Source organism: Blastopirellula marina (assembly GCF_002967715.1).
GTDB lineage: Bacteria > Planctomycetota > Planctomycetia > Pirellulales > Pirellulaceae > Bremerella > Bremerella marina_B.
Genome location: NZ_PUIA01000037.1, coordinates 428,320 through 451,921, shown reverse-complemented (window position 1 = coordinate 451,921; position 23,602 = coordinate 428,320). Strand labels below are relative to the sequence as shown.

Here is a 23,602-nt window from a genome sequence, read left to right as displayed (position 1 = left end):
CGACACAACAACACTGGCAAGCGATTTCCTGCTTTTCATATAATCAAGCCAACGGAACGCATTGGCCTTACGAGCAAACATGACATTCGACCACTCACCGATCCGCGAAAGACTTCACGCGCATGTCGATCGGCTGTCAGGCCAGATTGGCCCTCGTATTCTGGCCAGGCCTGAGTCGATTTCGGCGACGATCGGCTATCTGACCAGCCAGTGGAATGAGATGGGCTACGAGGTTCGTGAAGAGACTTACGCGTCCTCGGACGGACCGGCTACGAACCTGGTGGTGGAGATCCCCGGCACGTCGGCCAACGAGGTGATTGTCTTGGGAGCTCATTACGATACCGTTGCCACCACGCCGGGGGCCGACGACAACGCTTCGGCTGTGGCCGTATTGCTGGAGGTCGGTCGGCTGCTGAAGGAAGTGACGCCACGCAGAACCATTCGCTTTGTCGCGTTTGCTTGTGAAGAATCCCCCTACATGAGCCTAGGCTCGATGGGGAGTCAGCATCATGCCCAACAGGCCCGTCAGCGGGGCGAGAAGATCGCGATGCTGTGCCTGGAGATGGTGGGCTACTTTCGCGACGATCCTGGCTCGCAGTCGGTACCTAGTTCGATACCTAAGTTTCTGCACTGGCTGTTTCCCAAGCGGGGCAACTTCCTGGCGGCCATCGGCAACTTAAGTTCGTGGCAACTCTCGTGGGCGTTTCGGCGCGGGTTCAAGAAGGCTTCTCGCTTGAAACTGTTTTCGATCTGCTTGCCAGAGAAGATCGAAGAGATTCGCCGGAGCGATAACAGTTCGTTCTGGGATGCCGGTTATCCGGCGCTCATGCTGACCGACACCAGCTTTCTGCGAAACGCGAATTATCATCAGCCGAGCGATACGCCAGACACGCTGGACTACGACGCGATGAGCGAGGTCACGCGAGGGGTTGCCAGCGCCGTAAAGAAACTGGCCGGTTAGCCGATTCGACGCGCAACATCTTCTACGGTGGCCACCCACTTCTCGAAGTTTTCGGATTGTTGCCACTGCTGTTTGAGCTGGCAATCATCCGCTTGGATCCGGGCGAGCGTCTGCATCGCCAACGGAACGAGGTGATCGGTATCGAGATGGTTATGGTGGTCTGTCCAGTGCTTGAGCTGGTCGAGCGAGGCCTCGTGCAGACCTGGTCTTCCACGCAAACGAGCCAGCGTTTCACAAGCCGCCAACGCCGCACTGGCGGTGGCCGTATCGATGCTGTCCGCAGACTGGTTCACCTTATCGAGCGCTAACTCGATGGACGAAAGATCGTCGCGCACGAGCAGGCTATCCAGCCAATCGCAAGCGGCGTCGTTGTCGAAGATTTCGTGCCCCCAAGCACCCATGCAAGCAGAATCCCCATTCGTAAACTGGACCTTCCCCACAAAATACGATCTCTCGTGGCATCACACAATAGCTAAAGGAGTTCCGAAGAAAATAATTACAATTCCCGAAGACTTTGGAAATACTTTATGCTGGAGTACACCTGCAAGGAGGGGACCTGAAGGGGGAGGGGCACATAACCAACTATCGCCCCTCAGCAGGGAGGTGCCAGTCAGCACCATCGGCCATGATGCTGTTGTTGATCTCCAGCAACTTCCCCTTCAGCCTGGCCAGCAACTCGGGCTTTTCCTTCGCCAGATCATGCTTCTGCTGCGGATCGTCTACCAGATCAAACAACTGATAGTTGGTATAGGTTCCGGTCTTGATCAGGGGAATCCATTTTTCCTGGAACATATTGTCGGTACTCATCTCGTAGTCGCGCTCAGCTACCAAACTGAATCGCCCGTCGCGCATGGCGACAATTGGCTTCGACCGTTGCAGATGCCAGAACATCGGTTGATGCCGGATAAACTTGTCCGTAGCTGGGGTAAGCAGCGGTGTCAGGTTGCTTCCATCCAGGTGCCGCTCTGGCGGAGGCTCGATCCCCAAAAGGCCGCACACGGTGGGAAAGATATCGACGATCCCGGCCGGCGTTTCGGCGGTGATGACCTGGCCTGCCTCGATGGTACCGGGCCAGTAGAAGATACCAGGAACGCGAATTCCCCCTTCCCAGTTGACCCCTTTCTTACCACGCAAGCCGCCGGTGCGATCGTCGCGATAGCTGCCGTTGTCGGAAGCGTAAACGATGAGTGTGTTCTCAGGCTTATCAATCTTGTGCAGCTTGGCTACCAGACGCTCGATCGCCAGGTTCGTGTTGTCGATCGTGCCGGAATAGATTGCGGCGTTGTCTTTCGTTTTACCGTACTTCGCAACGATATCATCTGGGGCGGCAATCGGGGCGTGGGGTTCATGGAACCACACGTTTAGAAAGAATGGCTTCTTGGCGTCGCGGTGGTGATCGAGCCAGTCGATCGCTTCGTCGACGACCAACTGACACGAGTAACCCTCCTGCTTGCCGACCGGCTTGCCGTTGCGAATAAAGTTGTGGGGATTCTTATGGCTGGGCTCGGCGTTATTCGAGGTCGCCAGCCAGTAGTCGAAGCCATGCTGGTCAGGCGTCGGCTTGTTGTACTTGTTGCCGGGCAAACCCAAATGCCACTTGCCGATATGCGCGGTGGCGTAACCCTCTTGCCGCAGGACTTCGGCCAAAGTGTTTTCGCGCAGAAGCAAGTGCGACCGCTGGGATTCATCATGAATCCAGCTATAGACGCCGGCACGAATGTGATGCCGCCCCGTGAGAAGCGTTGCCCGGGAAGGGGAGCATACCGCACAGCCTGAGTAGAAAGCCTGAAACCGAGTTCCGCCTGTCGCCAGGGCATCGATCGCGGGGGTCTGAACCGGCCCGTCGTAACAGCCGACATCCTGGTATCCCAGGTCGTCGGCCAGCAGGACGACCACATTGGGCTTCGAGGCCGCTTCCAATGAAGTCGATAGGCACGCGAGCAGGGCAACAACCAACGGGGCAGGGCGGAACATGTGTAACCTTTCAGCGGGCTGGGTCATGGCAGGGTAGGAAAAGTATCGTCTCATCTTTTCTGGCGATGAAAACCAGGGGATAGCCAGGCTCGGCCGACAAAACGACCTGAGGTAGACGACGTTTGCCTTCCCAACTATCGTGTAGCGAACACGGTCGGAAGTCAAAAAAGGGCTTCCCAGGCGAATTTGCCAGCCTTGTTCCCCCATTATCCTTCCCCCCTGCCTGCCACTATCCCCTTCGTGATCGACTTCTTCAGGAAAGCCGCGATGCCTTCTTCCAAGCTGAAATGCCTGCTTCTGTGCCTGGGCACCGTGCTCGCTCCCCTGGGTATTCTTTCCGCGGAAGAACCGGCGTTCGATCCCTCGCGATTGGAAGTGACCACGCTGGTAACGCAGCTCAAGCAGCCGATGGAACTGGCCGTCGCCCCGGATGGGCGGGTGTTTTACATCGAGATCCAAGGGCAACTCAAAGCTTACGATCCCGCCACACGTCAAACCGAACTGGTCGGCGAGGTGGTTGTCACTACCGCCCAAGAGAATGGCCTGATCGGCCTGGCACTCGATCCCAAGTTCGAAGACAACCACTGGATTTATCTGCAGTATTCGCCGCCAGAGTTCTCGGGGCAGCACGTGAGCCGTTTCACACTGGTGGATGGCAAGCTGGATATGGCCAGCGAGAAGGTCCTGCTGAAGTACGAAGAGCAGCGTCTACAATGCTGCCATCATGCTGGCTCGCTTGAGTTCGGCCCCGATGGCTGTTTGTTCATTGGCACCGGCGACAACACCCATCCGCATGGCGATTCGCACGGCTATGCCCCCATCGACGAACGCGCCGACAAGTTTCCATGGGATGCTCAAAAATCTTCAGCCAACACCAATAGTTACAACGGCAAAGTGCTGCGGATTCGCCCCTTGGCCGACGGAACGTACGAAGTACCGGACGGCAATCTGTTCCCCAAGGATGGCTCGCAGGGGCACCCTGAAATCTACGTGATGGGCTGCCGCAATCCGTGGCGAATCAGTGTCGATCAGAAGACCGGTTACCTGTACTGGGGTGAAGTGGGCCCCGATGCCGGCAGCGATGGCCCGCGTGGCCCGCGAGGTTATGACGAAATCAACCAGGCCAAGAAGGCGGGCAACTTCGGTTGGCCCTATTTCATCGCCGACAACCAGGCCTACCACGACGTCGACTTCACCACCGAGAAGATCGGCGCGAAGTTCGACCCTGCCAAACCGATCAACGAATCCCCCAACAACACTGGTGCTCGCGAGCTGCCACCGGCTACTGCGGCGTTCATCTATTACCCAGGAGCTCCGTTCGAGAAGTTCCCGGAAGTGGGCACCGGCGGGCGAACCGCATGTGCCGGTCCATCGTACGATTTCGACGCAGCCAACCCCAGCGCGACAAAGTTTCCGCCTCATTTCAGCCGCTGTGTGTTTGTCTATGAATGGTCGCGCCACTGGATTCTGGCCGTGCATCTGACCGGCGACTCGGAAATCGAATCGCTCGAGCCGTTCATGCCCGATCACAAGTTCACCCGACCTGTCGATATGCAGTTCAGCCCTGACGGGGCGCTATATATGCTGGAATATGGCGAAACCTGGGGCGTGAACGACGACGCGAAGCTCGTTCGTATCGATTACGTCCGCGGCAATCGAGCCCCCAGTGCGATCGCCTCCGCAGAAAACAACACCGGCAAACAGCCGCTGGCCGTGAAGCTTTCCAGCGAGGGTACACGCGACAAGGATGGGGACGATCTGCAGTATGCCTGGTACGCCTATCGTGCCGGGGAAGAAAAGCCCACGCCCAAGCTCCTTTCCAACGAAGCCAACCCACTGGTAACGTTCAAGGAAGCAGGCGTATTCAATGTCGAGCTGAAAGTAACCGATCCGCAAGGTGCCCAAGCGGTGGCCTCGGTGCCGGTGATCGTGGGCAACGCCCGACCAACGGTCTCGTTCGTTTCACCGCGGGATGGCGACTTCTTCGACTCGCTGGCGGCGATTCGCTATCAACTGAAGGTCAGCGACATCGAAGACGGCACCTCCGACTTTGAAGAAGCGGACGAAACAGGTGCCGCGGAAATCGACCTGGAAGCACCACGCCGTACGGCACTGAACATGACCCTGGGCACCGGCAGCATTCCGCGCGGACCAGAGGGGGATGCCAGCGACAACGACCCGGTCGGCTTGAAGCTGATGAAGAAGAGTGACTGCTTCAACTGCCATGCGGTCGACTCGCTACGTGTCGGCCCTCCTTTCCTGAAAGTCGCCGAGAAGTACCGCGGCGTGCCAGAGTCCCTGGAAGCTTCGGTGAAGCGTGTCCGCGAAGGCTCGGCCGGCGTGTGGGGGAAGGTCCCGATGCTGCCCCACTCGCAGCACTCGGTCGAGGAGATTCGAGACATGGTGACGTGGGTCTACTCGCTGGAGAAAGACAATGCGGTACGCGTGTTCGATGGCTTCGTCGGAAACATCGAACTAACCGACGCCGAAGTCGAGAAGGCAGGCTACGTTCAGCTTGAGGCCAGCTATCGCGACCTGGGTGCCGGCGAGATTCCTCCGCTGGTGGGCACGGCAAAGGTCTTCTTGCGTCAGCGGAAGATCGAAGCGGAAGCCGCCGACGAGATCAGCGGCCCGCGAACGCTGGGCGGGCACACCGCTTCCGATGGCAAGTTCCTGGGCGCGATCAACCACAACAATTTCGCACGCTTCAATCAGATCCCACTGGACCGCGTGGCGAGCCTGATCTTTCGCGTGACCTCCGCCGGCTCAGGCGGACGGATCGAAGCACGCCTAGACACCCTGGACGGTCCGGTGATCGCCTCGGCCCCGGTTGAAGTGAACGGCAGCTGGGATGCCTTTCACGACGTCACAACCCCCGTCGAGCCCCAAGCCGGCCGGCACGATGTTTACATCGTGTTTCTCAACCAGGAGCGGCAAGGTGGTCTCATGAACCTCGACAGCGTGACATTCTCGGCCAGCAAGTAGCCATCTCAACACCGCTACGCTTGTCACGCTGTAACTGCGTTCGTTCATCGTCTATCCACTGGAATGGGCGATGAGTGACACCGCAACCGCACACTACGCCCCTCGATATGCCTAGTCTAAAGCATGTTTTCATTGAGAAATATTTCTCCATTCCCCCTATATCTATGGCTCCAGGGGATGCCATTTTAATATTTATCATTTTTCAGCTTGTTTATACTTGCACTCTAGGGCTGGCTTAACAATAACCTTTACCAGAGAACTAACCTTCTCAAAGTAAGCAATTGTGGCGTCGGGTGCCCCATTGCGCTCTTTACGCACAGCTTATCGGCCTCTTCTATCTCATCTCTTGTCTCTTTTGCGATTCTCATTTTCTTTGATCAAGGAACCTCGTCCATGCAACAGCCTCTTGCTATGGGACTACGACGACCAAAGGCGTTTACGCTGGTCGAATTGTTGGTGGTTATCGCCATTATTGGTGTGCTCATTGCCCTTCTGCTGCCCGCCGTGCAACAAGCACGCGAAGCCGCTCGCCGCATGCAGTGCTCGAACAATTTGAAGCAACTGGGGCTCTCGTTGCACAATCATCACGATACGTACGGGTACATGCCATCCATGCGAGATATCGGCGGTGGTCATAGTGCACGTCGTAATGGTTTTATCCTGCTGTTACCGTTCCTCGAACAGAATAACTCCTACGAACAGATCACGGCCGATTTAGGGCCGAACCCTTGGGATAACAAATCCTATTGGAACGATTTCAGTTTCGACGGTTTTACCTGCCCATCGTCGGTACCGCCGGCCACCTATCGCCACCAACAAAAGGTCGCGAAGAACTATCAGATGTGCTTGGGAGATCGGATGGTCAATCGAGACGGCCCGATGCAGACGACCCGCGGCATGTTCCAAAGAGGCAAGGTCAGCAATAACCAGGTTCAGAACAAGTTGAATTTCGCCTCGGTGACCGACGGACTATCGAACACGATGGCTTTCTCCGAGCGGATTTCCTACGCATCCAACGCTCGCCCTGAGCAGGGTGCTTTTGCTCAAGTCACGCTGGATGGCAACAGTTCGCCTTCGGATTGCACGGCAGCTTTGACGGGTACTTGGGCAGGTCAAATCGAAGAGTCGCGCTGGAATGACGGACGTTCGCCATACGCTGGTTTCTTTGCGTCCGCTCCGCCCAACAGCGTCAGCTGCACCGGCGATGGTAGCAGCGGAAATATCCACGATGGAAGCTTCGCTTTGCCTGGTGCAAGTAGCCTGCATCCTGGCGGTGTTTTGGCAGCCATGGGGGACGGTTCGGTTCGATTTGTCTCTGAAACCATCAACACCGGCAACCAGGGCGCAAGCTTCAATTTCACCAGCGGGCAATCCCCGTACGGTGTTTGGGGCGCGATGGCCAGTCGTAATGGTGGCGAGCCGGTCACCCTCGACTAGACGCCGCTGCTGAACCTATCAGACAACGTCCGACCGTTTCCTGGTCGGACGTTCTTTCCACTGAGCAATTTGACCGAGGAAGGAAGCCGAATGAACAAGCATGTTCTTGCCATCTGCACGACAGCAGTTTGCCTGCTGGTCATGGGATGCGATGCCGGTAGCTCCAATCCCCCCACGTCCCCTGTAACTGGCAAGGTGACGTATAAGGGGGAAGCCGTGGAAGGCGCGACAATCAAGTTTCAACCAAGCGATCCTGAAGCCAAAGTCGCCAATGCCACATCGAGTGCCGACGGGACTTATGCCCTGTCGACTTTCGAGACCGGTGACGGTGCCATGCCAGGGAAGTACAAAGTCAGCGTGCGGAAATTGGTTTCGGTTGAACAAGGAGTCCAGCAAGACGGCGAGCACGCCGGCGAGCCCGCTTTTGTGAACAAGGACATGCTGCCCAAGAAGTACGTGTCCAGCGACAATTCGCCACTAGAGTTCGAAGTGACTGCCGGCGGCGATAACACGTACGATATCGATTTGACAGACTGATTGCCGTGTCTTTGCGTAGCGCGAAGGACTCTGCCACGACAATATCCGTAACCATTTCCTTCCAGCAACGATCCTTAATCGTGACCAGGCTTGCCGGTCCACCAAGTTCAACTGGAAGGGGATTTTGATGATGTTTAACCTCGGGTATATCGAGAGGAATTCCACCTCGATTTCGCCGAAAAAGAGCCAAAAGGGGGCTCTTGAATCCCGATAGCATGACGTTCTCTTCAGGTGCGAAAGTAATTGCCTGAATGGCCAAACCTCGACTAGGTCAATGAGTAGCTGGTCGTCATTGAATAGGCCATAGGTGGCACTTATTTTCAATCTATTGCGCCACCGTCCATGCTGCGCAATCACAATTTGATTGAGCTATATTTCTTTCGCCCCCCCATAGGCATGCACTCTCTAGCGGCATGTCGTAAGATTTTTGACACACTAGATTTATTTCCACTTGTCCCCTTATATCCCCTTAATGATAACGGAAGATAGATGCGTCCCCTCTCGGTGAGCATTTGTGGTGCTTAGCAATCCGCTACACTTCTTTTAGCTCACATGTTTCCTTTTATTCATTATCGTTATTTCGCCCCGCGATCTCTTTTCAAGGAACCTCGTACATGCATAAGCCCCTTTCAATGAGTTTTGGTCGACAGAAAGCTTTTACGCTCGTCGAACTGCTTGTTGTCATCGCCATTATTGGTGTTCTGATCGCCCTTTTGCTGCCGGCCGTTCAACAGGCACGTGAGGCGGCACGCCGCATGCAATGCTCGAATAACATGAAGCAGTTGGGGCTTTCGTTGCACAATCACCACGACACCTACGGGTACATGCCTCCACTGCGTGATATTGGCGGTGGCCACAGTGCACGTCGTAGTGGCTTTGTCTCGTTGCTGCCGTTCCTCGAACAAAACAACAGCTACGAACAGATCACATCCAACTTGGGGCCAAACCCTTGGGATGACGTAGCGATGTTTAACGATCTCAGCTTCGATGGTTTTACCTGCCCAACCTCGGTGCCTCCGGCAACTTTCCGGTACTCACAGAAGACCTCGAAGAATTACATGATGTGCCTGGGCGACCGCATGGTGACAATTGACGGTGCCATGGAAAATACCCGCGGTATGTTCCAGAAGGGCAAGATCACCAACAACCAGGTCCAGAACAAAATGAATTTCGCTTCGGTCACCGACGGCCTATCGAACACGATGGCCTTCTCGGAGCGGATTGCCTATGCATCCAATGCACGCCCAATGCAAGGAGCCTACGCCCAGGTCACCTTGGACGCCAACAGTTCGCCATCGACTTGTACCGCCGCCCTGACTGGGACATGGGCTGGACAGATCGAGGAAGCTCGTTGGGCGGACGGTCGTTCGCCGTATGCAGGCTTCTTTGCCGCGGCTCCACCTAACAGCGTCAGCTGCACCGGTGACGGCAGCAGCGGGAACATCCACGATGGAGGCTATTCGCTGTCCGGTGCGAGCAGCCTGCACCCAGGTGGTGTGATGGCGGCCATGGGTGATGGTTCGGTTCGATTTATTTCGGAGACCATCAACACCGGCAACCAGGGATCGAGCTTCAATTTCACCAGCGGACAATCCCCTTATGGCGTTTGGGGTGCCTTGGGAAGTCGCAATGGCGGTGAAGTTGTCAACGAATAGTCACTGGTTTTAAGACATCCGACAAACGTCCGGCCCTTTGGGTCGGACGTTTGTCTTTAATCGATCTAACCTGAGAGTAAAAGCAGAATGAACAATCGAGTTCTGTTGATTAGTGCGGCGGCGGTTTGCCTGTTCATGTTGGGGTGCGGGGCTGGCAATCAGAATCCCCCCACATCTGCTGCCAAAGGTAAGCTGACCTTGAAAGGGCAACCTGTCGAGGGAGCTACCATCCAGTTCCTTCCCGCCGCCCCGGAAGGCAAAGTCGCCAGCGCCAAGTCGGAAGCAGACGGTACCTTTATCTTGTCGACCTTCGAGACCGGCGACGGGGCTATGCCAGGCAAATTCAAAGTCACCGTGCGAAAGCTGGTGTCCGTAGAACAAGGTGTCCAGAAGGATGGCGAGCACGCCGGTGAGCCAGCTTTCGTAAATAAGGACATGCTGCCCAAGAAGTACATGTCCACCGATTCGTCGCAACTCGAATTCGAGGTAACCGACGGCGGCGATAACACTTTTGATATCGACTTATCTGAATAGTCGAGTTGTCGATGACAACACTTCACGCTGAAGTGCAACGACGCAGATGTCGTTGCACTTCCTGGCGTAGCTCTCAACGCACAACGCTGCAATTCTATCTGCCCCCTGGCCATCCTTCTTGTCCCAGAGTACCGCTGAATCTCGCTCGGTTGGTGCACCTTCCGAATGCGTAACAATCCTCAATATCGCACAGCGACAGATTCATATGCCTGCGGTTTTGGCGCATTGGATCGGCCTGCTCTGGTGTGGCCGCCATGCGATGATCTGACCCTGCTTCGCAAATCGCAAACACATTTTGCTTGAGATATATTTCTCTACACCCCCTATAGCTACGACGCCCTCTGCAGGATGTCATATCATTTAATTATTTCCTCTTTATTTAGACTTGCACTGGGGTGTGGCGTTAACGATAAACACAGTAGAGGGTGCCTCCCCTCTGAACTGAGATTTGTGGCGATTTGTGCCCCGATGCACTCCTTTTCCCCACAAACAGCTCTAACTCTTCACGTTATCCATTATTCCTATTTCTCTGTTTGCCTCTTTATCAAGGAACCTCATCCATGCATAAGCCTCTTGCAATGGGTCTGCGGCGATCGAAAGCTTTTACGCTCGTTGAACTGTTGGTTGTCATCGCAATTATTGGGGTTTTGATTGCCCTTTTGCTGCCGGCCGTTCAGCAGGCACGTGAAGCCGCTCGCCGCATGCAGTGCAGCAACAATCTCAAGCAGCTTGGCCTGGCGCTGCACAATTTTCACGATACCTACGGGGCACTTCCCGTTGGCCAGGCAGATGACGACAACGACAGCTTCGGCTGGGGTTTTTATATCCTTCCCCAGTTGGAACAGGGCAATCTTTACGACCAAGTCTTGGCCGTTTCCTCTGGCAGCAGCCGACCTGTAATCGTGACCCGCGGTGGTCGACACACGCTACCTAATCCACCGTGCACCAGCGGTTCCAACATTGACGGCTGCGGTGTCTGGTCGCGCAATCGGCCAGGCAGCGGTGACCCCAATGCCCAAGTCGCTACGCTCCTTCGTCAATCGAGCGCCGTTGTTGATGGCTACCTCTGCCCATCGGACATCCTGCCGGTGCAAGACGACGAAGGTAATCCCAAGTCGAACTACATCGGCAACATGGGCTGGGAGTACACCGACTACGGTTGTGCTCGTTACAGCGCCAGCAATCAGAATGGTGTTATCCGTTTTGACAACCAGAACGACACCACTTACATGACGACCTTCGCGGAAATCACCGACGGTCTCAGTAACACGGTCGCCATTGGGGAAGTTACTGTGACCAACACCGTGACGATTACCGCTTTGAACAGCTCGCGCTACCCAATCTTCTCAGGCGGAAATGGCGGTGGTTGCAATGGTCGTTCGATTGCAGCCAACCTGCGAATCATGGACACCAACATGTTCCTCAATCGTCGAGATGCCACAGACGAATCGGACATGAGCTTTGGTAGCCAGCACCCAGGCGGTGCCTTGTTCCTGTTCACCGACGGTTCGGTCCACTTCTGCCCTGAAACGGTTCAGATGAGCGTCTATCGTGCCATGGGATCGCGTAACGACGGCGTTGCGTTTGAACTGCCGTAGTCGCTTCTCGATTTAGTCATCCAGTCGCCGTGCTGCATCCCACGGATCAGCACGGCCTGAACGTCCAACAACCTCCCCTCAGCCATGGATCTGCTAAGGCTATGATTAGACTTGATGTACTTACCGTTGCGGCTCTGTTCCTACTGGGCATATGTGGCTGTGATTCGAAGAGTGGTGAACTCGCACCCGTTTCGGCAACCGTTACCAGCAAGGGAAGCCCCGTCACCGAAGGCACATTAACCTTCACTCCGGAAGCTGGCGGCAAGCCGGGCTCTGGTAAAATCAACAGCGACGGGACCGTTACGTGGACCACTTACAAAGAAGGTGACGGCCTGACCAAGGGTGCCGGTCGACTTTCATTTGCTCCACCTCCGGTCCCCATCCCCGAGAACCTGAAGCCAGGCGAATCGCTGCCGACCCACGCCTTGGCAGGCATGTCCCCCAAAGAGACCACCATTACGGTCAACGAGGGAAGCAACACGTTAGCGATCGAACTGGTTAAATAGCCAATTCTGGTTGGGTCGTGATGGCCTGACGTGAGATCAACGTGGACTTAGCCCGGCTTGGCTGCAAGTCGGGTTTTTTCATGCGCCAGTTAAGGTGACGGAAGAAGACATGAAGAGAAGAACGCTGGCCACGAGTGTCTTGAATGGCTCACTATCTTTTACGGCAGGTTACTTCTCCTTGAACAATGTAGCTTGTTAGCTTCTGCGAAGTGGGTGTGATGCGATTCACCGTCGCTCCCTTCATGCAACAGTTCTCAGACCTGAAAAGCTGCCACTACGTTCACGAGCATACTTATCCAATCGCTAGATCCCGATGAAGCATCGTCTCCTCAGAACCACCTGGCACGACTTTACGCCAGACATGCAAATTCGAATTGAGATATACCCCCACCACGCTAGACTTAACCAGCGGAACACCAACATATTTCGATCTTTTTCATTTTATTTAACTTGCATTACTGCCCCCTATTGACGATAAACAGGATAGGGGGCATCCTTCCTCATTATCTCGCGTCTGTGGCTCTAAGCAACCCGCTCCTTATCTCTTGCCCATTTCATATCTTTCCCTTACTTTACGCTTTGCTATCTTATCGTCTCTCTTCAAGGAACCTCGTAAATGCATATGCCTCTTACCAAATATCAAGGACATCAGAAAGCCTTTACGCTCGTCGAGCTGTTAGTTGTCATCGCAATTATTGGGGTTTTGATTGCCCTTTTGCTGCCGGCCGTTCAGCAGGCACGTGAAGCCGCCCGCCGCTCTCAGTGCATCAACAATCTCAAGCAACTTGGCTTGGCGGCACACAATCATCACGACACGTTCCTGAAAATGCCCGCAGCGCTTTACAACCACAACAACGGCTATGCCGGCAATAACGAGTCGGATCAGATCGGCCCGAACTGGGCGGTCAAGTTGCTGCCGTTTGTCGAACAGTCGGCGCTGTATGACCTTTTTGAAGTCAACGAAAACAACGCGAATACCGTGGATAAATGGCAGCGAGATGTGACGCTTCCCAATGGCCAGTATGCTCGAGCGCAAGAGATTCCGGCTTTTCTCTGCCCAACGGACGCCGCTTCGAAGACCCCGTACAGCGGCATCGGGGGGAACTGGGGACGTGGCAACTACGCAGCCAATGGTGGCTTTGGGTCGTGGTGGAGTGATGGTCAGGCCTTAACCCCGAATGGCTACAGCCAGAACATCAGTTCGGACGGCGTCTTCACCGTCAATAAAGGCAAGAACATGTCGGTTGTCACCGACGGGACCTCGAACTCGGTCCTTTTTGATGAAATTCGTATTGGTGAAGTTGCGACCGATCAACGCGGTGTTTGGGCGCTGGGTGTCTCTGGTTCGAGCATCGTCAACAATTTCTCGCGTGGTGACTGCCACGGCCCGAATGATCGCAACTCAAACTCAGACGACGTTCTCGATTGCCAAGACTTCGCCGACGGCCGCGGTGGATGCTGGGAAAACTGCACCAACACGCAGGCAGTCGCTCGATCTTTGCATCCAGGCATTGTGAACGTGGTGTTTGTCGATGGTAGCGTCAGTAGCATCGCGGAAACCATCGACCAGCCAACTTGGGCCATGATGCACGCCGTCAACGACGGTATTCCTTACACGAAGCCGTAACACTGGCTCGACCTATCCAATCTGATTCGGCGAGGCTAACGCTTCGCCGATTCTCGTTTGAAGTTCTTCAGGTTTCGTCTTGCTCTTTGAAAGGTATGCCGAAGTGACAACCACTCGGATTTCTATCTGCTTGTTTACCCCGGTGATGCTGGCGTGCGTTGGTTGTGGACAAGCCCCTTCGATCGTCACAGGCTCGGTTACCAAGGGTGGTCAGGCCCTGCAGGTCAGCGAGCAGGGGGATATACAAATCCACTTCATCCAAGAGGAAAATGGCACGATGACTGGCCAGACGTTTATGGCCAGTATCGATCCTAGTGGCCATTTCGAGGCGGAAGTGCCTGCCGGCGATTATCGGATTGCCGTACAACAACTCGATCCTTACCCCAACGTTGACAAGCTCAAGGGGCAGTTCGACCAAAACAAGACGCCCATTAAGCAATCGATCAAGGGTGGCGATACTCTCGATATCGACTTGAGCCAGTATGAGAAGTAGGCAAGGCAAAACTTTTCTCGCCTTACTTGCCGCCTTCGCGTGCGCACTTGCCATTGTGTGCTTTTGGTATTTCAGCCAGGCTCGAAGACCGCCTGGCAGCCCTGAGCTGACGCCGTACGTTCACGTGGGAACGGCGTATCCAATTGTCTTTACGTCGCGCAGCAGCGCCGCCAGCTTGCGTGCTGCCGCCAATCAAGGCGAGACGTTCGTCTATCCCGGCCAACCCCTGTGGCAAGCGGAACAGGGGCGATTGCGCATGCTGCTTCCTGGGGGCCAGGTGAGTGAGCTGACCTGGGGAAAGCAGTTGCCGGACGGGTCGACTTTGATTGACGTAATGAGCCCGAGCGTTTCACCGGATGGCCAGAGAATCATTTTTGCCGGGCGTAAAGCATCGCCTGATGCCGGACATTTTCGCTTGTATGAAATTCGAGTCGACGGAACCGAACTGCGTCAATTGACAGGCGGACCAGAGGATTCTGGCTGCACGGCCGCTCCTCCGATGCGGTATACCCAAGACGGCACCGAGACACTTTCGGACACCGAGCGAAAGCAGGTCGACTATGACGATGTCGACCCAACTTACGCCCCGGGCGGTCACATCATCTTTGCTTCGAGCCGCACACCAGACCTGGGGCGCGACCATGCTCGCCGAAGCACAACGCTGTGGATCATGCAGGAAGATGGTAGCGGCAAGAAGCCGCTATCCGCGAATCGTAACAATGATCGTTGGCCCTGGATCGCATCGAATGGTTACGTCATCTTCAGCCTCTGGAGCCGGAATCGCGAAGTCATCTCGCGTGATCTTCGTACGATCGAGCCCTACACCGACGACAGGGAAACCGCAACGCTGCCCACCGATTCGTGGCTGGGGGCCCATATTGAACCCAACGGCGATTTCTTTGGCAGCGTGATCAAGACGAAGGAGCCAGTCTTACGACCTCGTGGACTTCATAACGGCAACTACATCTTCATGACTTCGTCTGAGATTGATGAAAATGCTGCAAGCCACATGACGGTCGTTCAGGCCAAAGCGGGATGCATCGACAATTCCCCGAGTTCGATGGCCAAAGAATCGGTTCTGCCGGCAACAAGTGACACGCTTCTGATTCCCGGTCCTTCACAGGATTTCAATGGCAACCCATTGCAACTAGCCACGCCAAGCACGTATCCCGCCAACCAAATCACCTTGGCTGCCGCCAGCAAGCAGAAGGATGGCACATGGAACGATGCCTCGTACGGTATTTACCTGGCGGACGAAGACTGGGGGCAGAACGCCACAGCGGAAAGTATATCGCTCCGAAAAGTGTTCGATGATCCGCAGTTGGTCGATAGCGAACCTGTCGCGGTTGCTCCGAGAGAAATCAAATACAACTTCCAAACGCTTGAAATCGGCGACGGGCGGCAAACCGTTCGCTTTGCCAATGGCGAGACATTCGATGGACCAACCGCCGAGGTCCATAACTCGGCCGTCAGCTTTGCCGGCAACCAGGATGCCCCTGGCCAAAGGACCGCTGGCGAAGAAGGGGCCAGGTTTAACCCTGTGCCAAAAGACCTGATCGAGACGATCCGTATTTATGGTTCGCACCGCGATCGGTTTGATTCACCTGACAAGCCACGCGTTCACGGCGACTTCGAACTTCTTATCGAAACACCGGTCGAGGAAGACGCATTCCGTTTTCGCATTCCGCCTGGCGCGCCGACCGTACTGGCTGGCTTCGATTCCGACGGCAAGGTCGTCCGTTGGAAGAGCGACGCCAAGCCGGAATCTGGCGAGAGAACAACGTTCTATGCGTTTGCCGGGGATCACTACAGCGGTGCCCGGCCTGGCTTCACGCACTTCTGCACGGGATGTCATACCGGGCACAGTGGAACGCCTACGCTTCGCCAAGCTCCTGGGAAGTAGTTCACCAGGCAGTTGCCGGATCAGGGGTAGCATTCATTAAGCGAAACAAGAACGTGGCGTCTACGCTCGCGTCTTGCCACCGGTGCGATGCGTTTCGCCGCTCGCACCCTACGCCACCTACGAAGCAACCGGCCATTTACGGCCGAGGGCTTTTTGCTGCATCTCGGTCAAGTCCTTGATGCCCCCCTTGGCCAGTTTCAAGAGCTTGGCAAGTTCGTCTTCGGTGAAGGTTGCTTCTTCGCCGGTTCCCTGAATTTCGATGAACTTGCCACTGCCGGTCATGACAACATTCATATCGACCGTCGCGGCGAAGTCTTCGACGTAGTCGAGATCGAGCACTGGCGAACCGTTGACGATGCCGACGCTGATCGCGGCCAGGCTGTCTTTGAAAACGGAACGCGTGGGATCTGGTAGCTCGATCGTGCTGACGGCATCGACCAGTGCGATGAACGCCCCAGTGATGCTGGCCGTGCGCGTTCCTCCATCGGCATCCAGCACGTCGCAGTCGACCGTGATCATTTGTTCGCCCAATGCTTCCAGGTCGACCACGGCTCGTAGGCTGCGGCCAATCAGACGCTGGATCTCGGTCGTGCGGCCGTCGACCTTACGCGCTTTGCGCGTTGGCGTGCTGCCTGGCAGCATGTTGTACTCGCCGGTAACCCACCCCTTTTCACTTCCTTTAAGCCACGGCGGCACGGAAGACTCGATGCTGGCCGTGCACAGAACGGTGGTGGTGCCGGCCTGAATCAGCACGCTACCGGGGGCGTTCTTGGTGTACTTTCGCTTCACCTTCAAAGGACGAAGCTGAGAAACAGAACGGCCATCGTGACGGGGCATGGTATTTCCTTGAGTGAGTATCGGGTTGCATGTTCGAGGTGCCATACCCAAGTCCGCTTGGGCGAGTCTTCAGCGATCGAGACGACAAAGGAACACCTTGGTCCAGGTCATCCCAAGGAAGCGAATGACTTCTGTCGTTCGCACGCCCAAGAAGACTTGAGGGTGGCACCTTCAGAACCTGATGGTGTTAGTCGAGGTGAACCTTGTCGACCGCTTCGGTCAGCAGCCAAACCAGCAGGCCCTTCTGGGCGTGCATACGGTTGCCGGCTTGTTCGACGATTCGGCTGGTTTTGCAGTCCATCACCTGGTCGGTCACTTCCTGGCCCCGTTTGGCTGGCAGGCAGTGCAGGAAGATCGCGTCCTTCGCGGCGGCATCCATCAACTTCTGATTGACCTGGAAGTCGGCGAAGTCTTTCTCGCGTTTGGCCTGTTCGGCTTCTTGTCCCATGCTGGCCCATACGTCGGTATAGACGGCACAGGCACCTTCCACGGCGGCAATCGGATCGGTGGTCTGCTCGATCTTGGCATTGGGAGATACGGCTAAAATGCGATCGATGAACTCTTGCTCGATCTCGTACCCTTTGGGGTGGGCCAGCGAGAAGGTCATGTCCATCTTGGCACAGGCAAGCGCCAGACTGCGCGAAACGTTGTTGCCGTCGCCAACGAAGGTCAGCTTCTGTCCTTCCAGGCTGCCGAACTCTTCGCGAATGGTCATCAGGTCGGCCAGGGCCTGGCAAGGGTGGCACAGGTCGGTCAGGCCGTTGATGATGATCGTATCGGCGTACTTGGCCAGCGTTTCGACCTTGTCGTGCGACTTGGCTCGGCAGACGATCACGTCCAGGTACTGGCCAATAACGCGGCTGAAATCTTGCGGTGCTTCTCGCTTGCCCCAGCCGACATCTTCGCCGAGGAACAAGCTGCTGCCGCCCAGCTGAGCCATACCGGCTTCAAAGCTGACACGAGTTCGCAAAGAAGGCTTCTCGAACAACAGCCCAGCGACTTTGCCCTGCAAAATGGGTTCGCGGACGCCTGACTTCAAGCGCGATTTCAACTGGTGCCCCAGTTCAAAGATTCGCTTTAGTTCGTCGTCGGAAACATCAAATAGGCTCAAGAAATGTCGCATGGAAACGATCTCACGATTGAATTACAGGGTCACTTCGGTACCCAAAAAAGAAAAGGGGTTACTCAGCCGTGGCTGGCAAGTTTTTTAATACTTCGGAAAGAATGTCACACCCGTGATGAATCTCTTCTTCGGTGATGTTCATCGCCGGCAGCAGGCGGATAACCCGTCCTTGCGTGCAGTTGATCAGCAGTTGCTTCTCGAGGCAGGCCTTCACGGCGGGGGCCCCGTCGACCGAAAGTTCCAGGCCGATCATCATGCCGACGATGCGTACTTCCTGGATCAAATCGCATTCTTCTTTCAGGGCAGTCAGTCGCTCGCGAAAGATCTCACTGGCTACCTTGGCTTTTTCCAGCAAGCCGTCTCGTTCGATCTGCTGAATCGCGGCGATCCCGGCCCGGGCTGCCAGCGGATTGCCACCAAACGTGGCCGCGTGCATGCCAGGCTTCAAGCTGTCGGCGATTTCTGAAGTGGTCAGAAGTGCTCCGCCGGCGACACCGCCGCACAGGCTCTTGGCCAGCGTCATGATGTCGGGCTGAACGCCGAAGTGCTGGTAAGCGAACCACTCGCCGGTTCGACCGCAGCCGGTTTGAACTTCGTCGAAGATCAGCAGCAGGTTGTTCTCGTCGGCGATCTTTCGCAGGCCTTCCAGGAAACCTTCGGGGGGCAGCTTGACGCCACCCTCCCCTTGGATCGGCTCGATCATGATCGCACAGGTATGTTCGTCGACCAGGTCGCGTACCGCTTCCAAGTCTCCGTGCGGGGCGTAGCTGAAGCCAGCCATCATCGGGCCGATGTGCTGGTGATACTTCGGCTGCGCGGTGGCGGTCACGGCTCCGTAGGTTCGGCCGTGAAAGCCGCCGAGGAAGGTAATGATCTTGTACTTTTCGTCCGGCGTATGCAGACGAGCCAGCTTGATGGCGGCCTCGTTGGCTTCGGCACCGCTGTTACAGAAGAACGCTTTGCCGCCGAAGCTGCGATCGGAGAGCATCTTGGCCCATTCGCCTTGGGCGTCCATGTGCCAGGTGTTGGGAACGTGGATCAGCTTGGCAACTTGATCCTGCACGGCCGAGACCACCATGTCAGGGCAATGCCCAAGCAGGTTGCAGCCCCAGCCGGGGAACAGGTCGAGATACTCTTTCCCTTCGGCATCCCAGATTTTCGAGCCTTCGCCGCGGACCAGGTTCACCGGGTAGCGCACGTAGTTGGGCACTACGTACTTCTGGAACAGCTGAACTGTGTCCGTCGAGCTCAACGGCTCGGTACCGGCGGAAGCATCGGTCGCACTCATGACAGGTTCTCCAAGACCAGGGGTCCAATAATGGGAAAGCTAATGGACAGCGGTCAGACCTAAAAGTTCGGTGTATCTTTTTTCTTATCCCCTCGCCCTTCCCATGAGAGAGGGACAGAGTGAGGGTTGGATAATCGGTATCCGCTTTCCCCCTCATCCTAACCCTCTCCCCTAAGGGGCGAGGGAACTAGACGGAGAGTGAAAGCGAGGGGCTTCTACAGAACGATTTCCGTTCCTACCCCGGTGTTCGTGTAAATTTCCAGCAGCAGCGAATGTCGCAAGCGGCCGTCGATGATGTGGATCTTGCTCACGCCGCGGGCCAGGGTCTCCAGGCAGGCTTCGACCTTGGGAATCATGCCGGTAGCGATTTGCCCCGACTTGATCATCGCTTCGGCCTTCTCTCGGTTGAGCGAGTGGACCAACGTGTCAGGGTCGTCTTTATCAGTACGCACGCCGTTCACATCGGACAGGAAGACCAACTTCTCGGCACCCAGTGCTTCGGCCACGGCATTGGCGGCCGTGTCGGCATTGACGTTCAGCTTCTGGCCGGTTTCCTTGTCGATGCACATACTCGGGATGATAGGCACCTGGCCGGCGTAGCACAGGTTCTCGATCGTTGCTCGGTCGACTTCGGTAACGCTGCCGACGTGTCCCAGGTCGATCTCTTCGCCGTTCTCGCCTGGTAGGGTCATCCGCTCGCCGAACAGCACGCACTGCGGGTTCAAGTTCAAGCTCATCGCGCGTCCGCCGATGTCTTCGACTTCCTGCGTGATGTTGCTGCAGACCTGTCCGGCGAGAACTTCTTCGACGATCTTCAGTGTGGCGTCGTCGGTGTATCGGCGTCCTTGAATGAAGTGCGGCTCGATCTTTGCTTCGGCCATGGCCCGGCTAATAGCGGCTCCGCCTCCGTGGATGACGACCGGACGCATGCCAACCGTTTCCATAAAGACGATGTCAATTAAGCAGTGACGTAGCGCGTCGGGGTTTTCCATGACGCTTCCGCCCAACTTGATCACCGTGACTTTGTTGCGGAAGCGGCGGATCCATCCTAAGGCTTCAATCAGGACGTCCGCTTTTTCGATGGCGTCTCTCAAGGATGACTCTCTGAATAGTGGAGCAAGCTCCGAGGTTGGTCATGCTTCGAACGAAAGGCACGAGGGATAAACCGATCGGAATTCCGGTTTCCCCTGTCAAGGCACCCCGCGTCCGGGAAAACTCAACATTTTACGGTCGTTCAAATCCCCATGTCAACGCAAGACGACCCACTTTCCCCCGCTATGGTACGGGTTAGCCAAGGGGATCGCGTGAAGATAGGAAGAAGACAGAAGCCCGGGGCGATATGGCAGACCTCCGGTGCCAACAGCAAGGTCATACACCACAACGAGATACGCCCCTACTTGGACACCAGTTCCAGGTTCGCTTCGTCGGTGCCGCCTGGGGGGACCTCGACGACAAGCTCGGTATTGTTGTTATACCGGGCCGGTACACGTTCCTTGGTTAGGCCAAGGATCTCGCCATTTGGACCTTCCTTGCCGACCACCGTGCTGACCGAAACCCGGTGTTGGCCAACCAGCGCACCTTCGCCTTCTTGGAGGTGCCGCAGCGCGTAGCGTCCCTGGTCATCGGTCTTGGCGTAGCTGCCGTAGCCGGCCTCGAGATCACCTTCCTGGGCGATCGGCTCAAAGCCGACGACGGCTCTAGACAGCGGCTCTCCATCTAATGTCACCACGCCCGAGACCGGCACGATCCTGTCCGATCCGAAACAACCGGTCGTGAGCATAAGCGGTGTGAGCAGCAGGAGGCGGGCAAACGTCATACGAGATTCTTCCCGACGAAAAGAGAGGCTACGGCAACGAGGCAACTTCGTTTCGGCCGATCGTCGAGAGGCTCTCGAAGATCACGCTGTCGATCGTCTGCGGAATACTAGTCACCGAACCATCGCACATCACGAAGTTCATCGTGCCTGCGGCATGTAGAGCACCCCATGCACGGTAACACTTCCAGTGCTGACTACCGCCGGTCGCCGCATAACAGGCATCCCAGTCGGGAATACGTGTGTACGATTCGGGCTGAGCTGCTGCCAGGTTATGGAAGCTATGCGAACTGGCCCAAAACGTTTTGCAATCAGGCCGCGTTTTGGTGTGGTATTCTCCCACCAGCAGTGTGTTGGTCGAGCCATCGGTGATCGTAGCGAATCGTTCGCAGCCAAGACTATTCACGCCAGAAACATGCAGGGGACCGATCGAGGCCTTCTCGGCCGCGGTGTAGGTGCCGGCGTAAGGAGGATAGTCGAAGTAGCCGTTTGCGCCGCGAAATCTCCGGCCGATGTTCCCTTTGTATGAACCAGGGGCGATGTCGAACGAGACAAGCTGACTGGGCTGCGCAAGGACCTCGGAGTTCACATCCGAGGGGCACAACATTGCCGGCAAAATGGTTTTCAGAACGTCCTGATTGTCGGCATGCGTGTTATGGACGTTTTGGTTGTACTGATCGAACAGGGCCGGCTGTTCCAGAAACGGAAGAATGGAAACGGCCCAATTCGTCAGGCTTTTGTTGGCTGCGGTCGTCAGGTCGAGATTCACACTGCCTGGGGGAAAGACCTTGTAAGTGTCGTGGTAGTTGTGCATCGCCAGGCCGATCTGCTTGAGCTGGTTACTGCATTGCATCCGTCGAGCGGCCTCGCGAGCTTGCTGCACCGCCGGAAGGAGCAGGGCGATTAGCACACCGATGATCGCAATCACCACGAGAAGTTCCACAAGTGTGAACCCACGTGTCGCCCGACCAGTAGAAAAGAACATGGGGAAGTTCCTTAGAAAAGACAATGAGGAACCGGCTACTGAGACAGAACTACGCTTTACGAGGCACCCTGTCCCATCCACAAGGGTAAATAGCCACACCCACGATAAAGCATTTCCCAAACCATGGCAATTTTTTCTTACACTGCCAGCAATACCGAAAGGACATTGCTCTAGGTCGAATGGGGAGCTTGGCGTTACGATACCTGGGTTGCGAATTTGACCAAGTAAGGGTGCTATCATGCGAACCATCATTCTCGCTGTTCTGTTGCTATTAGCTTCTGCTCAAGTAGTGACGGCTCAACAAGTTAATTACATCGGCCCTGGCAACGTCCGCATGCCTGAGGGGCTGGTCTCGTACATGCAGTTCCTGCAAAAAGAACAACTCGAGTCGCTGAAGCTGTTTACGACGTACCTGGAAAAGCGGGTAGAAGAGAAAGCGGTGCCGGAAGGGATCCTGCTGAACGTGAAATCGATTTACGCCACAGCCCAACTCCGCGCCAGTGACGACCCGGCCGTCAAGCAACAGATGTTGGACGAACTGGTCGAACTCGATAAAAAGCGCCTACAATTAGATGAACAGACACCCAATGCTACCTGGTACGGAGTAAACCGAGTAGAAATTGGGAAGATGATGAAAGCCGAACACGAGGCCTTCCGCAAAGAGGCCGAACAGCCTAAGCAGGCACCCCCACGCAAGACACGATGACCCACTTTGTTACGTCCATTCCAGCCCCACATGTCGATTTGATCGCGGAAGACGGTCAGAAGGTTCCCCTGTCCGACCTATACGCGCAGCGCCCCTTGCTGCTGCAATTCTCGCGGCACTTGGGTTGTGTCTTCTGTATCGACCACGCGAAGCAGTTGCTCAAGCACTACGAGACCTTCACCCGGCATCACCTCGACGTGGCCCTGGTGATCATGGGTGGGGCAGAAGAAGCCAAGACGTTTCGTGAAGCCCTTAAGCTGACCTTTCCCGTTTTTGGCGACCCTGACCAAAGCGTCTACAAGGCCTTTGATGTGCCGCGGGGCAACGTCTGGCAAGTCGCCGGTCCGCAACTATGGTGGGATGGTCTCAAAGCCCTCACACGAAGCGGTATCGGTCGGCCTCGAGGCGATTTAATGCAGCTATCGGGCACCTACCTGATCGATACCAACGGTCAGATCGTGTGGGATTTCCGCCCTTCTTCGTCGGTCGAGTTCCCCAATATCGACGAAATCTTAGTAGCCGCCGATACCCTCACGCCGATTGCCGACGCTTAATTATCTTGCGGCGAACCCTCCGCTGACGAGCGGCATCTTGTGCCTATAATGCACGTTTCCATCCTGCGCCCTTTCGTACGGTGTCC

General features: G+C 56.0%; 21 protein-coding genes. 13 read left to right on the top strand and 8 right to left on the bottom strand.

The genetic code is table 11. From position 1 onward, the window contains the following. The first annotated feature begins 79 nt into the window (after positions 1–79). Positions 80–961 carry a M28 family peptidase gene (locus C5Y96_RS13745; RefSeq protein WP_105354238.1) on the top strand — a complete coding sequence of 294 codons (882 nt, stop codon included), beginning with the start codon at positions 80–82 and terminating at the stop codon, positions 959–961. Here C5Y96_RS13745 and C5Y96_RS13740 read toward each other — a convergent pair. Then, complete coding sequence (locus tag C5Y96_RS13740) at positions 958–1,362, bottom strand: DUF4259 domain-containing protein (RefSeq protein WP_105354236.1); 405 nt, start codon at positions 1,360–1,362, stop codon at positions 958–960. The two genes, C5Y96_RS13745 and C5Y96_RS13740, sit on opposite strands and share 4 nt — an antisense overlap. Positions 1,363–1,543: 181 nt before the next feature. After that, the gene (locus tag C5Y96_RS13735; protein WP_105354234.1) at positions 1,544–2,935 is read right to left on the bottom strand and encodes a sulfatase; all 1,392 of its coding nucleotides are present in this window, start codon (positions 2,933–2,935) and stop codon (positions 1,544–1,546) included. Positions 2,936–3,202: 267 nt separating this feature from the next. On the opposite strand from C5Y96_RS13735, the gene C5Y96_RS13730 reads away from it, so the two are divergent. The 10 genes from C5Y96_RS13730 to C5Y96_RS13685 all read left to right on the top strand — a co-directional run bounded on the left by C5Y96_RS13730 (position 3,203) and on the right by C5Y96_RS13685 (position 16,210). Then, positions 3,203–5,920 (top strand): PQQ-dependent sugar dehydrogenase, encoded by a 2,718-nt coding sequence (locus tag C5Y96_RS13730; RefSeq protein WP_105354232.1) that lies wholly within the window; start codon positions 3,203–3,205, stop codon positions 5,918–5,920. 393 nt (positions 5,921–6,313) lie between these two features. Next, positions 6,314–7,357 carry a DUF1559 domain-containing protein gene (locus C5Y96_RS13725; protein ID WP_233198953.1) on the top strand — a complete coding sequence of 348 codons (1,044 nt, stop codon included), beginning with the start codon at positions 6,314–6,316 and terminating at the stop codon, positions 7,355–7,357. A 90-nt stretch (positions 7,358–7,447) separates the two neighbouring features. Then, positions 7,448–7,894 carry a carboxypeptidase regulatory-like domain-containing protein gene (locus C5Y96_RS13720; protein WP_105354230.1) on the top strand — a complete coding sequence of 149 codons (447 nt, stop codon included), beginning with the start codon at positions 7,448–7,450 and terminating at the stop codon, positions 7,892–7,894. A gap of 614 nt (positions 7,895–8,508) precedes the next feature. Next, the gene (locus C5Y96_RS13715) at positions 8,509–9,549 is read left to right on the top strand and encodes a DUF1559 domain-containing protein (RefSeq protein WP_199188698.1); all 1,041 of its coding nucleotides are present in this window, start codon (positions 8,509–8,511) and stop codon (positions 9,547–9,549) included. Between the two features lie 87 nt (positions 9,550–9,636). After that, positions 9,637–10,083 (top strand): hypothetical protein, encoded by a 447-nt coding sequence (locus C5Y96_RS13710; protein WP_105354226.1) that lies wholly within the window; start codon positions 9,637–9,639, stop codon positions 10,081–10,083. A 560-nt stretch (positions 10,084–10,643) separates the two neighbouring features. Beyond that, complete coding sequence (locus tag C5Y96_RS13705; protein WP_105354224.1) at positions 10,644–11,681, top strand: DUF1559 domain-containing protein; 1,038 nt, start codon at positions 10,644–10,646, stop codon at positions 11,679–11,681. Between the two features lie 101 nt (positions 11,682–11,782). After that, positions 11,783–12,187 carry a hypothetical protein gene (locus tag C5Y96_RS13700; RefSeq protein WP_105354222.1) on the top strand — a complete coding sequence of 135 codons (405 nt, stop codon included), beginning with the start codon at positions 11,783–11,785 and terminating at the stop codon, positions 12,185–12,187. A 622-nt stretch (positions 12,188–12,809) separates the two neighbouring features. Beyond that, a complete protein-coding gene (locus C5Y96_RS13695; RefSeq protein WP_409994418.1) occupies positions 12,810–13,814 on the top strand; it encodes a DUF1559 domain-containing protein in 1,005 nt (334 codons plus the stop codon). A 103-nt stretch (positions 13,815–13,917) separates the two neighbouring features. Continuing rightward, entirely contained in the window at positions 13,918–14,307 is a 390-nt protein-coding gene (locus C5Y96_RS13690) for a DUF3823 domain-containing protein (protein WP_146115657.1), read from the top strand. Between the two features lie 55 nt (positions 14,308–14,362). Next, the gene (locus C5Y96_RS13685; protein WP_158261224.1) at positions 14,363–16,210 is read left to right on the top strand and encodes a PD40 domain-containing protein; all 1,848 of its coding nucleotides are present in this window, start codon (positions 14,363–14,365) and stop codon (positions 16,208–16,210) included. 117 nt (positions 16,211–16,327) lie between these two features. Here the strand turns inward: C5Y96_RS13685 and rph are convergent, their stop codons facing one another. The 6 genes from rph to C5Y96_RS13655 all read right to left on the bottom strand — a co-directional run bounded on the left by rph (position 16,328) and on the right by C5Y96_RS13655 (position 22,256). Next, positions 16,328–17,047 carry a ribonuclease PH gene (gene rph / locus C5Y96_RS13680; RefSeq protein ID WP_105354214.1) on the bottom strand — a complete coding sequence of 240 codons (720 nt, stop codon included), beginning with the start codon at positions 17,045–17,047 and terminating at the stop codon, positions 16,328–16,330. Between the two features lie 187 nt (positions 17,048–17,234). Further along, on the bottom strand, positions 17,235–18,170 hold the full coding sequence (gene argF / locus C5Y96_RS13675) for an ornithine carbamoyltransferase (protein ID WP_105354212.1): 936 nt from the start codon (positions 18,168–18,170) through the stop codon (positions 17,235–17,237). Between the two features lie 58 nt (positions 18,171–18,228). Beyond that, positions 18,229–19,458, bottom strand: a complete 1,230-nt coding sequence (locus C5Y96_RS13670) for an aspartate aminotransferase family protein (protein ID WP_105354210.1) — start codon at positions 19,456–19,458, stop codon at positions 18,229–18,231. 215 nt (positions 19,459–19,673) lie between these two features. Continuing rightward, a complete protein-coding gene (gene argB / locus C5Y96_RS13665; protein WP_105354208.1) occupies positions 19,674–20,552 on the bottom strand; it encodes an acetylglutamate kinase in 879 nt (292 codons plus the stop codon). Between the two features lie 299 nt (positions 20,553–20,851). After that, positions 20,852–21,319, bottom strand: coding sequence for a carboxypeptidase regulatory-like domain-containing protein (locus tag C5Y96_RS13660; protein WP_146115656.1), 468 nt, complete (start codon positions 21,317–21,319; stop codon positions 20,852–20,854). After that, on the bottom strand, positions 21,303–22,256 hold the full coding sequence (locus C5Y96_RS13655) for a DUF1559 domain-containing protein (RefSeq protein WP_105354206.1): 954 nt from the start codon (positions 22,254–22,256) through the stop codon (positions 21,303–21,305). The genes C5Y96_RS13660 and C5Y96_RS13655 overlap by 17 nt, the downstream gene beginning before the upstream one ends. A gap of 238 nt (positions 22,257–22,494) precedes the next feature. On the opposite strand from C5Y96_RS13655, the gene C5Y96_RS13650 reads away from it, so the two are divergent. Together C5Y96_RS13650 and C5Y96_RS13645 are read left to right on the top strand one after the other, a co-directional pair. Beyond that, the gene (locus tag C5Y96_RS13650) at positions 22,495–22,962 is read left to right on the top strand and encodes a hypothetical protein (protein ID WP_105354205.1); all 468 of its coding nucleotides are present in this window, start codon (positions 22,495–22,497) and stop codon (positions 22,960–22,962) included. After that, on the top strand, positions 22,959–23,516 hold the full coding sequence (locus C5Y96_RS13645; RefSeq protein ID WP_105354201.1) for a peroxiredoxin-like family protein: 558 nt from the start codon (positions 22,959–22,961) through the stop codon (positions 23,514–23,516). Before C5Y96_RS13650 ends, C5Y96_RS13645 begins: the two co-directional genes overlap by 4 nt. The last annotated feature ends 86 nt before the right edge of the window (positions 23,517–23,602 follow it).